The organism is Pedobacter sp. 01T416_2 (genome assembly GCF_056398925.1).
This window is the reverse complement of record NZ_JBFTQI010001220.1, coordinates 1-1039: the sequence shown is the minus strand read 5'-3', so window position 1 is coordinate 1039 and position 1039 is coordinate 1. Positions and strand designations below refer to the sequence as shown.

At 38.9% G+C, this 1039-nt stretch carries 1 protein-coding gene and 1 pseudogene; one reads left to right on the top strand and one right to left on the bottom strand.

Annotation, left to right across the window (positions count from 1 at the left end; genetic code table 11):
• A pseudogene (locus AC1DPQ_RS28685) lies at positions 1–228 on the top strand (glycosyltransferase family 4 protein); the annotation flags it as partial.
• A gap of 290 nt (positions 229–518) precedes the next feature.
• Here the strand turns inward: AC1DPQ_RS28685 and AC1DPQ_RS28680 are convergent.
• On the bottom strand, positions 519–1039 hold a 521-nt coding region (locus AC1DPQ_RS28680), incomplete at its 5' end, for a DUF4136 domain-containing protein (RefSeq protein WP_477611704.1).

Below are 1039 nucleotides of genomic sequence, written 5' to 3'. Positions count from 1 at the left end.
GGGATCCCCGTAGTCGCAGCAACCGGGTCATGCCTGGAAGAAGCTGGCGGACCAGATAGCTTATACATTTCACCTGATGATGCTAACGGACTTGCAAAAGCCATTAATCAAATTCTTGAAAGACCACAACTCCAAAAAGAGATGAAGGAAAAAGGACTGGAATTTGTTCAAAAATTCAACGGTCCTATTGTTACGCAGCAATTAATGGATTGTTATTTGTCTCTTTAATCGTTACATTAATAATATATTTTAAAAATATATTACAATGTATTTTTTATGAGTGTCGTCACCCTGAATTCATTTCAGGGTCTTTCATGCTAAAAAGATGCTGAAATAAATTCAGCATGACGATCGCATTAGGCAAAGGAGCTATTAAAAGCAATCATTACAACCCAATATTTAATCGAACTTGTGTTAATAAAAACAGGGCTGGAATTTGTTTAAAAATTCAACAGCCCTATAGCTACTCAGCAATTAATGAATTGCTATTTAGATATTTTAACGTAACGGTTACAGCTTTATTTAGCAGCAGTAACAGTTGGTGGATATTGCGCCAATATTTCTTTTACGCCGGTGTATAAACGTTCTTCTCTTTTGTTAAAGCTATCGAGGTTAAAACCGGATCCCTGTCCGTGCCAGAATAAGATCTTTTTAGCAGGATCTAAGAAATCTATAATGATTGTACCTTCAATATATTGGTTTACATAGGTTCCGCCGCCGCCCCAGAAAGGGTTTCCCCAGCCGCCACGCCAGCCCCATCCCCAGCCACCGTAGTAACCTGGACCATAAACATCGGTTTTTTCCCGGGCAACTACCACCAAATTCACCAATAAATCAGGTCGGTCTGATTTCGTAAATCCTTTGGCATTCATTTCAGATTCAACCGCGGCTATTAATCTGCGTTTATCCAGATTATTAAGCTTAACCCTTGCTATGCCTTTATCGTAAAAATTGTAAGTTTTGTAACCGCTCAAATCAACATTTTTATCATAATCTGATGCGGTGCGGAGTGTTGTACATCCTGCTAATGCCAATACCA